Below are 7,745 nucleotides of genomic sequence, written 5' to 3'. Positions count from 1 at the left end.
CGCGGCCCGCGGGCCGCGGCCCGCGGGCCGTGCTCGGAGCGCCGAGGCTCCGCCCCCCGGCCTTCCTTCCCTTGCCCGGAGTGCCCGCGGCCCGGAGCTCAGCCGGCGAAGACGCCGACGCCGTCCTCCGTCGCGTGCCTCGGGGCCAGTTCCTCGGCCTCGTGGGTGAGGGCGGCGCGGCGGACCCGGACGATCGCGGCGCCGATCACCGCGGCCACGCCCGCCACCACGAAGGGCATGTGGACGTCGCTCCACTCCTCGATCTTCGGGGCGAAGTACGGGGCGGCCGCCGCGGCGAACCAGCGGACGAAGTTGTAGCCCGCGCTCGCCACCGGGCGCGGGGCGTCCGAGACGCCGAGGGCCAGCTCGGTGAAGACGGTGTTGTTGACGCCGATGAACGCTCCCGACAGGACCGTGCAGACGATCGCGGTGGTGTGGTCGCCGTAACCGAGCACCACCACGTCGGCGGCGAGCAGCACCAGCGAGCCGCCGAGCACCGTGAGCGAGCCGAAGCGCCGCTGGAGCCGGGGTGCGACCAGGACGGAGAAGACGGCGAGCAGCACGCCCCACGCGAAGAACACCGCCCCGGACTTGTACGGCGTCATGTTCAGCACGAACGGGGTGAAGGCGAGCACCGTGAAGAACGCGTAGTTGTAGAAGAAGGCGGCCGCCGCGGCCGAGGCGAGCCCGCCGTGGCCGAGCGCCCGGATCGGGTCGAGCAGTGAGGTCCTGCGGGCGGGCTTCGGCTGTTCCCGGAGGAAGACCGCGATGCACAGGAAGCCGATCGCCATCAGCGCCGCCGTGCCGAAGAAGGGGTAGCGCCAGCTGGCGTCGCCGAGCACCGCGCCGAGGAGCGGCCCGCAGGCCATGCCGAGGCCGAGCGCCGACTCGTACAGGAGGATCGCCGTCGCGCTGCCGCCGGCCGCGGCGCCGACGATCACCGCGAGCGAGGTGGAGACGAAGAGCGCGTTGCCGAGCCCCCAGCCCGCCCGGTAGCCGACGAGCTGGCCGACCGTGTCGGAGGTGCCGGCGAGGGCGGCGAAGACGACGACGAGCGCGAGTCCGCCGAGCAGGGTCCTGCGTCCGCCGATGCGGCTGGAGACGAATCCGGTCACCAGCATCGCGACGGCGGTGATGAGGAAGTACGAGGTGAAGAGCAGCGACACCTGGCCGGCCGTCGCGTGCAGGCCCTGGGCGATCGACGGCAGGATCGGGTCGACGAGGCCGATGCCCATGAAGGCGACGACGGAGGCGCCGGCCGTGGCCCAGACGGCCGGCGGCTGACGCAGTATGCCGCCCCCGCCGCCGTTCTCTTCTGCTCTCTCCATGGGTGCCGCTCCTCCGCGTCGAGATGGTTGCGATATACACAGAATAAGTTAGACGCGCTAATAAGTGCAAGCTACATCTATGTGGCCGGTGGGACGCGAGGTGAACGGCACGGGCCGGACGGGTGATCGTCGGTGATCGTCCTTGACGCGGGGCCCCGGGGGTAGGACCGTTGAGCCCTATGAGGGGCGAACCCAGTTGTCCGAAGTGTGGTGGCCGGGTCAGGGCGCCGGGGCTCTTCGCCGACTCCTGGCAGTGCGACGTGCACGGCTCGGTGCACCCGCTCCAGCCCGTGATCCCGCCCAGCGTCGAGGCCCTCGGTGTCGTGGTGCACCGGTCCCAGGTGCCGGTGTGGATGCCGTGGCCCCTGCCCGTCGGCTGGCTCTTCACCGGCGTCGCGTACGCCGGTGACGACCGCAGCGGCGGACGCGCGACCGCCGTCGCCTGCTCGGGCCCCGGACCGCTCGGCGGCCTCGGCGAACTGCTCCTGATCGCCGAGGAACTCGGCGTCGGCCTCGGCGCCCGGTACGCCGGCATCGACGGCCCCGACCCCGGCGCCGGTATGGCCATCGAGAAGCCCCCGCAGACGAAGGTGCTCGCGGCGGGGCGCCCCACCCCGCTCTGGCACGTCAACGGCGCCCCGCAGGACCGCGCGGTCTTCGCGGGGGAGGCGCGCGGCCTCTGGCTGTGGGCGATCGTCTGGCCCGAGCAGTCCGGCCTGCTGATGTACGACGAGCTGGTCCTGACGGACCTCAGGGACGCGGGCGCCGAGGTCGAACTCCTGCCGTGCGGCGCGCTGACGCCGAGGCTGCTGGGCTAGATCGGCGTACGGGCGGGGCCCGTTCGCCGATGGGCCCGGTTCCGTACGCCGGAGGTCCGCCTTCCGTGTGTCGACGAGCCGGTCCGCGCCGAGGAGGGTCCGTGCCGGGTGCGTCGGTCCGTACCGCGGGGAGTCCGTGTCCGGTGCGGCGGTGAGTCGGGTCCCGCACCCCGGAATCAGGGGTCGCGGGCCCCGTAGTTCCGTACCTGCGTGTTCGATTCGCCCGTTATGCTGGAGCGTCCCTCGTCCGTGCCGAGTTCCTGGAGCAACGCGTCGTGCGCATCGATCTGCACACCCACTCCACGGCCTCCGACGGTACGGACTCCCCGGCCGAGCTCGTCCGCAACGCGGCCGCCGCCGGGCTCGACGTCGTCGCGCTGACCGACCACGACACCACCCGGGGCCACGCCGAGGCGATCGCGGCGCTTCCCGAGGGGCTGACCCTCGTCACCGGCGCCGAGCTGTCCTGCCGTGTCGACGGCATCGGCCTGCACATGCTCGCGTACCTCTTCGACCCCGCGGAGCCCGCGCTCCTCGCCGAGCGCGAGCTCGTCCGCGACGACCGGGTGCCGCGCGCCCGGGCCATGGTCGGCAAGCTCCAGGAGCTGGGCGTTCCCGTCACCTGGGAGCAGGTGGCCCGGATCGCGGGCGACGGCTCCCTGGGCCGCCCGCACGTCGCCGAGGCGCTCGTCGAGCTCGGGGTCGTACCGGACGTGTCCGGGGCGTTCACGCCCGAGTGGCTCGCCGACGGCGGCCGGGCGTACGTCGAGAAGCACGAGCTGGACCCGGTCGACGCGATCCGCCTGGTCAAGGCCGCCGGCGGGGTCACCGTCTTCGCGCACCCGCTCGCGGTCAAGCGCGGACAGGTGCTGCCCGAGGCTTCGATAGCCAGGCTCGCCGAGGCCGGACTCGACGGCATCGAGGTCGACCACATGGACCACGACGAGGCGACGCGCGCACGGCTGCGCGGGCTCGCGAAGGAGCTCGGTCTGCTGACCACGGGCTCCAGCGACTACCACGGCAGCCGCAAGACCTGCCGCCTCGGCGAGTACACGACCGACCCCGAGATCTACGGCGAGATCACCCGCCGTGCCGCGGGGGCCTTCCCGGTCCCCGGTGCCGGGGGACCCGCCGCCTAGGCCCCCGGCCTCCGGCCCCTTCGTGCGGCCGGCCCTTTCGCGGGACCCGTTTCCCGGCCGTTCCCCGGCCGGGCCGCCGGTCCGTCCGCCCGCTCCGCGCACCGGTTCGCCGGCGCGGGAGCGTGTCCTGTCCCGCGCAGGCCCCGAGGGCTCCTTCTTCCTGGTCCGCCTCCGTACGGCAACGAGCCGTACGCGGGGTGGCGCTCTTCCTGCCCTGCCTCCGGAATCTTGCATTCCGCCCCGCACGGGCCACACCCCACTGTTCGCATCTCCCGCAAGGCACCCCACCGTGTTCGACGTCGCCGTCTTCGGCTCGCTGTTCCTGACCCTCTTCGTGATCATGGATCCCCCCGGGATCACCCCGATCTTCCTCGCCCTCACCTCGGGCCGCCCGGCCAAGGTGCAGCGCCGGATGGCCTGGCAGGCCGTCGCCGTGGCCCTCGGCGTCATCACGATCTTCGGGATCCTGGGGCAGCAGATCCTCGCGTATCTGCATGTCTCCGTCCCCGCGCTGATGATCGCGGGCGGTCTCCTGCTGCTGCTCATCGCGCTCGACCTGCTCACCGGCAAGACCGACGAGCCCAAGCAGACCAAGGACGTGAACGTCGCCCTCGTCCCGCTCGGCATGCCGCTGCTCGCCGGACCCGGTGCGATCGTCTCGGTCATCCTCGCCGTGCAGAACGCCGACGGCGCGGCCGCGCAGGTCTCGGTCTGGGCCGCCATCGTCGCCATGCACGTCGTGCTCTGGCTGACCATGCGCTACTCGCTGTTGATCATCCGGGTCATCAAGGACGGCGGCGTGGTCCTGGTGACGCGGCTCGCCGGCATGATGCTCTCCGCCATCGCGGTGCAGCAGATCATCAACGGCATCACGCAGGTGATCCAGAACGCGTGACTGTCCGGGGGAGCCCCCCCGGGACACCACTGCGCCCCCGTACGGATTCCGCTCTTGCGAAGTCCGTGCGGGGGCGCGGTGCGTGGGGTGGACCCGACCTGTTACGAGGCCGAGGTCTCGGCGGGGCGGATCCAGATGCGCTGGCCGATCGAGGCGGCCTGCTGCACGATCCGGTTGACGGAGGCGGCGTCCACGACGGTCCGGTCGACGGGCGTGCCGTCGATGTCGTCGAGTCGCAGGATTTCGAAGCGCACAGGCTTCTCCCTTCGTCTGAGTTGATCCTCCTGATGGAGAACTGCGTTACGTACGGGTCCAACGACATGCATCCTGCAAACATTCCTTACGCTAAGGAAAATTTTCGGATGGCTAACTACTGACCGGTAGGAGGGTGTGGCGGCCGGGCTCGGAGCGGCGGACAATGAGCCCCGTATGAACGACGCAGACACCACTCAGGTGACCGAGACCGACGCCCGCCTCCGCGCACTCGACGCGCGCCTGGAGCGCACCAATGAGCTCCTCCAGCGGATGCTGGCCGAGGTCGCCAAGACGCCCTCCACCCACGCCATCTTCGTCGACGCAGGTTACGTCCATGCTGCGGCCGGGTTGCTGGTGACGGGAACCGAGGACCGGCGCTCCTTCGACCTCGACGCCGAAGGGCTCATCGAGGCCTTCATCGACAAGGCCCGCACGATCTTCGCCGACAGCAGGCTGCTCCGCGTCTACTGGTACGACGGGGCCAGACGCCGTATCCACACGCCCGAGCAGCAGGCCATCGCCGAGCTCCCCGACGTCAAGGTGCGCCTCGGCAACCTCAACGCCAACAACCAGCAGAAGGGCGTCGACTCCCTCATCCGCACGGATCTGGAGTCCCTCGCCCGCCACCGCGCCATCAGCGACGCCGCCCTCGTCGGCGGCGACGAGGACCTCGTCTCGGCCGTCGAGGCCGCCCAGGGCTACGGCGCCCGCGTCCACCTCTGGGGCATCGAGGCGGCCGAGGGACGCAACCAGGCCGAGGCGCTCCTCTGGGAGGTCGACAGCCAGCGCACCTTCGAGCTCGAGTTCTGCCGCCCGTACGTCACCCGCCGCCCCGTCACCACCTACGAGAACGAGGGCGAGCCGCCGCCCTCCCGCGAGGAGGTGCGCTTCGTCGGCGCCCAGATCGCGGCGACCTGGCTCGGCGAGCGCGGCCGCGACCGGCTCTCCGAGCTCCTGCCGGGCGCGCCCTACCTCCCGGGGCCGGTCGACCAGGATCTGCTCGTCGAGGCGGAGCGCCTGCTCAGCCGCTCCCTGCGCGGCCACGCCTCGCTCCGGCGCGCCCTGCGGGACGGCTTCTGGCAGCACCTCAAGGGGCAGTTCTGACGGCGGGTCTCACCGCGCCGAGCCGACCTCCGCCGGGGCGGTCGACCGCTCCCAGAAGGCGGTGAGCCGGTCCGTCAGCTCCCGCGGGTGCGACACATTGGGGGAGTGGCCCGCGCCCGCCACCACCGTGTGGTGCGCTCCGGTGCGGGCTGCCGCCGCCGCGAGGGCCGACGTGGGCCAGACCATCTCGTCCGCCCCGTACGCGATGTGCAGCGGCATCCGCAGTGCGGCCAGCTCCGCCGTACCGTCCTGACGGCTGAGCAACAGCCGTCCAGCGCCCGCCAGTTGAGCGATCCGGGTCCGCATCCAGCGGCGCCGCAGGAAGCCCGCGAGCTCCGGCGCGTCGTCCGTGTCCGGCTCCTCGCCCCGGCTGTCCAGCCAGCACATCGCCTGCCACACGCGCTCCTTCGGCAGCAGCGCGAGCGCGCCGCGCAGCACCCGCACCCGGATCCGCTGCGGCCGGGCGACCCGGCCGGGGCCCGAGGAGAGCAGGGTCAGGGAACGGAACGCGGCCGGGGCGAACGACGCCGCCGCACGGGCCACCAGGCCCCCGAAGGAATGGCCGAGCAGATGGACCGGACCGTCCCCGAGGGCCGCGGCCTGCGCCACCGCGTCCAGCGCCAGCGCCTTGCGCCGGTAGCCGGCCCGGCCCCGGGGGCCCGGCGACTGGTACTGACCGCGGCCGTCCACCGCCACGGCCCGGTACCCGGCCTCGCTCAGCGGCCCGAGCAGGGCCAGGAAGTCCTCCTTGCTGCCGGTGTACCCGGGCAGCAGCAGAACCGTGCCGCGCCGCTCGCCGCGCGCCTCCGTGTCGAGTACGGCGAAGTCGCCCCGCGCCGTCACCAGGAGGCGGGCGCGGGTACCGGGCGGCAGGACGAGGGACCGGGGCTTGCTCATGTCTGGACTGTAACCGCGCGGACCGGAACCGGCTCAGGCGCTCCCGGCGGGCCCGCCCGGACCGGTCGACGACACGACCGCGGCCCGGCCCCGGAGAGGGGTCGGGCCGCGGTCGTGAGGCGGGACGGGATCAGCTCTCCGGCTGAGCCGCCGCCTTCTTGGTGGTGCGACGGCGCGGGGCCTTCGGAGCCTCGGCCTCGGCGGCCTCGGCGACCGGCTCCGCGGCGGCCTTCTTCGTCGTACGGCGACGCGTCGGCGTCTTCGGCTCCGAGGCGTCGGGCGCCTCGGCGGCGACCGTCTTCTTGGCCGCGCGGCGACGGGGAGCCTTGGGGGCCTCCTCGGCGGCCGGAGCCTCGACGGTCTCGGCGACCGGCTCCGCGACGGCGACGGCCTTCTTGGCGGTCCGGCGACGGGGGGCCTTCTTCGGCTCCTCGACCGGGGCCTCGACTGCCGGGGCGGCAGCGACCGGGGCCTCGGCGACGGGGGCCTCGACGACCGGGGCCGGAGCGGCCTCGACCACCGGGGCCGTGACGATCACCGTCTCGGCCGGGGTGGAGCTCGCCGGCGAACCGGCGGCCTTCCGGACCACACGGCGACGCGCGGGCTTCTTCGACTCCTCCTCGACGACCGGCGCGGGCGCCGGCTCGACGATCGGCTCGACGACCGGGGTGGAGGTCACCGGCGAACCGGCGGCCTTGCGCACCACACGGCGACGACGCGGCGCGGGGACCTCGGCCGTGGCCGGGGCCTCGACGACGGGCGCGACCGGCTCGGCCACCACCGGGGCGGCGACGACGGTCTCGGTGACGACCGCCTGGGCGACCGGCTCGGCGACCGCCTGGGCGACCGGCTCGGCGACCGCCTGGGCGACCGGCTCGGCGACCGCCTGGGCGACCGGCTCCGCGACGGCGACGGCCTTCTTGGCGGTCCGGCGACGGGGGGTCTTCTTCGGCTCCTCGACCGGGGCCTCGACGACGGGCGCCGGAGCGGCCTCGACGACCGGGGCGACCGGCGCGGCGCGCAGGGCGGCGGCGGCCGTCTCCACCGTCTGGAAGGAGACGGTGTCCTCGACCGGACGGATACGGGCACGGCGGCGACGCGGCGCCGGAGCCGGCTCCTGGGCCACGGGGGCCGGGGAGACGGGCGCGGCCTTCACGGCCTCCGGACGGGCGGCGACGCGGCCACGGCGGCGCGGGGCCTTCGCGGCAGCGACCGGGGCCTCGGCGACGGGGGCCTCGACGACCGGGGCCTGCGCCGCCTCGACCGGCGCGGCCGGCGCCGCCTGGGCCACCGGAGCCGCCTCGACCCG

General features: G+C 73.7%; 7 protein-coding genes and 1 pseudogene. 4 read left to right on the top strand and 4 right to left on the bottom strand.

Going from position 1 to position 7,745, the window contains the following annotated elements:
* Window positions 1–98: 98 nt before the first annotated feature.
* A complete protein-coding gene (locus IE311_RS36360) occupies window positions 99–1,328 on the bottom strand; it encodes an MFS transporter (protein WP_189836186.1) in 1,230 nt (409 codons plus the stop codon).
* A 179-nt stretch (window positions 1,329–1,507) separates the two neighbouring features.
* On the opposite strand from IE311_RS36360, the gene IE311_RS36355 reads away from it, so the two are divergent.
* From IE311_RS36355 to IE311_RS36345, 3 genes are all read left to right on the top strand, one after another.
* Complete coding sequence (locus IE311_RS36355) at window positions 1,508–2,146, top strand: DUF6758 family protein (RefSeq protein ID WP_189836185.1); 639 nt, start codon at window positions 1,508–1,510, stop codon at window positions 2,144–2,146.
* Window positions 2,147–2,421: 275 nt separating this feature from the next.
* Window positions 2,422–3,285 (top strand): PHP domain-containing protein, encoded by an 864-nt coding sequence (locus IE311_RS36350; protein ID WP_189836184.1) that lies wholly within the window; start codon window positions 2,422–2,424, stop codon window positions 3,283–3,285.
* A gap of 289 nt (window positions 3,286–3,574) precedes the next feature.
* Entirely contained in the window at window positions 3,575–4,180 is a 606-nt protein-coding gene (locus tag IE311_RS36345; protein WP_189836183.1) for a MarC family protein, read from the top strand.
* 101 nt (window positions 4,181–4,281) lie between these two features.
* Here the strand turns inward: IE311_RS36345 and IE311_RS36340 are convergent, their stop codons facing one another.
* A complete protein-coding gene (locus IE311_RS36340; RefSeq protein ID WP_086024648.1) occupies window positions 4,282–4,434 on the bottom strand; it encodes a hypothetical protein in 153 nt (50 codons plus the stop codon).
* Between the two features lie 175 nt (window positions 4,435–4,609).
* Here IE311_RS36340 and IE311_RS36335 point away from each other — a divergent pair, with 175 nt between their 5' ends.
* Complete coding sequence (locus IE311_RS36335; protein ID WP_189836182.1) at window positions 4,610–5,539, top strand: NYN domain-containing protein; 930 nt, start codon at window positions 4,610–4,612, stop codon at window positions 5,537–5,539.
* A 9-nt stretch (window positions 5,540–5,548) separates the two neighbouring features.
* Here IE311_RS36335 and IE311_RS36330 read toward each other — a convergent pair whose 3' ends face one another.
* Window positions 5,549–6,436: an alpha/beta fold hydrolase gene (locus tag IE311_RS36330; protein ID WP_189836181.1), complete on the bottom strand. Its 888-nt coding sequence runs from the start codon at window positions 6,434–6,436 to the stop codon at window positions 5,549–5,551.
* 130 nt (window positions 6,437–6,566) lie between these two features.
* Window positions 6,567–7,745: pseudogene (locus IE311_RS36325) on the bottom strand (DEAD/DEAH box helicase); the annotation flags it as partial.

It is taken from the genome of Streptomyces zaomyceticus (genome assembly GCF_014656215.1).
GTDB classification, from domain to species: Bacteria; Actinomycetota; Actinomycetes; order Streptomycetales; family Streptomycetaceae; genus Streptomyces; species Streptomyces zaomyceticus.
The sequence above is the reverse complement of the archived record's forward strand: the minus strand, read 5'-3'. Positions and strand labels throughout refer to the sequence as shown.

Bases quoted from the DNA above. Each gene is read 5' to 3' on its own strand.
- IE311_RS36335 (WP_189836182.1), top strand. From the start codon at position 4,610: ATGAACGACGCAGACACCACTCAGGTGACCGAGACCGACGCCCGCCTC.
- IE311_RS36355 (WP_189836185.1), top strand. From the start codon at position 1,508: ATGAGGGGCGAACCCAGTTGTCCGAAGTGTGGTGGCCGGGTCAGGGCG.
- IE311_RS36360 (WP_189836186.1), bottom strand. From the start codon at position 1,328: ATGGAGAGAGCAGAAGAGAACGGCGGCGGGGGCGGCATACTGCGTCAG.
- IE311_RS36330 (WP_189836181.1), bottom strand. From the start codon at position 6,436: ATGAGCAAGCCCCGGTCCCTCGTCCTGCCGCCCGGTACCCGCGCCCGC.